This window comes from Curvibacter lanceolatus ATCC 14669 (assembly GCF_000381265.1).
GTDB classification, from domain to species: Bacteria; Pseudomonadota; Gammaproteobacteria; order Burkholderiales; family Burkholderiaceae_C; genus Curvibacter; species Curvibacter lanceolatus.
Genome location: NZ_KB906320.1, coordinates 1 through 1,653, shown reverse-complemented (window position 1 = coordinate 1,653; position 1,653 = coordinate 1). Strand labels below are relative to the sequence as shown.

Annotated in this window: 1 protein-coding gene; it reads left to right on the top strand. The window is 66.7% G+C overall.

The genetic code is table 11. From position 1 onward, the window contains the following. Window positions 1-1,575, top strand: a 1,575-nt coding sequence (locus F624_RS0131935) for a DUF1302 domain-containing protein (RefSeq protein WP_019578420.1), incomplete at its 5' end; no start/stop codon positions are given. Window positions 1,576-1,653 lie beyond the last annotated feature (78 nt).

The following is a 1,653-nucleotide window of genomic DNA, read 5'->3' as shown; positions in this document are numbered from 1 at the left end:
GCCTTCACCTTCGAGACCGAAGACGGCCTGCGCGGCAGCTTCGACTCGACCGTGTCGGTGGGTACCGGCATCCGCGTCAAAGACCCCACCCCGGGCTTGATCGCCTCGGGCAACACCGGCTCGCCCGCTGGCGGCCTGAGCGCCGTGTCGGGCCTGGGCGACCAGGGCGACCTCAACTACAAGAAGGGCCAGCCCTTCACCACCTACCTCAAGGGCTCGCACGAGCTGGTGCTCAAGCCCAGCGAAGACCTGACCTTCATGGGCCGCATCACCTGGCTCAAGGACGTCAGCGCCACCAACACCTCGGGCTACCGCAGCGCCAACGCCCCGGCCGATCTGCCCAGCGACAACCTCAGCTACGAGGCCCGCAAGGCCCTGCGCGTGCAGACCCGGGTGCTGGACCTGTGGGTGAGCAAATCCTTCGACCTGGGCGAGCAGCGCGCCCGGCTGCGCGTGGGCAACCAGGTGATCAGCTGGGGCGAGAGCCTGTTCATCCCCGGCGGCATCAACGCCACCAACGCGCTGGACATCAACCGCCTTTCACAACCTGGCACCCAGCTCAAGGAGGCGGTGCTTCCTGCGCCCATGGTCAGCCTGGCCACCGGCATCGGGCCTGAGCTCAACTTCGAAGGCTATGTGCAGGCGGCCTGGAACCCCAACTTCATGCCCCCCACGGGCGGCTATTGGTCCACGGCCGATGGCTTGGGGGCTGGCCACCAGGCTTATGGCCTGTCCACCGTCACGGCCAAGAACGGCGGCCAGTGGGGCCTGTCGCTGCGCTACCAGCCTACCAACACGCGTCTGAACCTGGGCCTGTATGCGCTGAACTACCACGACAAGGCGCCGCAGTTCTCGTCCAACATCAACGGCAGCGGCCTGGTGGGCTGGACGTATGCGCAGAACCGGCGCCTGTATGGCGTCAGCGCCAACTTCCCGCTGGGCGACTGGGCCATCGGCACCGAACTGTCGTACCGGCCGCGTGACGCCGTGGCGCTGAACTCGTCGGTGGACGGCTGCGCCGGCAACGGCGGCAACTGCTGGGTGGACGAGAAGCGCTACCAATGGCACCTGACCGGCATCTACAGCCAGACTCAATCCAACTCCAAGCCCATCCTGGACTTCCTGGGCGCCGACACCGGCACCTTCATGGGCGAGCTGGTGCTGATCCGCTACCCGGGCCTGAAGCCCAGCTACAACGGCGAGCTGGTCTCGGCCGGGGGCTACAACTGGGGCCAGCAGTATTCGGCCAGCGCCGCACAGATCGCGGCGGGCACCCGCAACTCCTCGGGCATCAGCCTGGACTACAGCTGGGTGTACGACGGCAAGCTGATCAAGGGCTGGCAGGTGGTGCCCGAGGTGGCGTACTTCCGGGCCCTGTCGGGGCGCACGCCCAACACGGCGGCCACCTTCATGCAGGGGGCCAGCTCGATCAACCTGATCGTGAGCTTCATCCAGAACCCGGCGACCTGGCAGTTTGGCGTCAACTACGCGGCCTTCTGGGGCGGCAAGACGGTGTACGACCAGCCGCTGCGTGACCGCAACTTTGTGGGCGTGTACGCCTCGCGCAATTTCTGAGGCCTGCGGCGCCACGCTTGCCAAGTGGAGTGCTGACTGTGTTTTCCTCTTCTTTCTCCGAGAAGGGTGGCGGGGGGG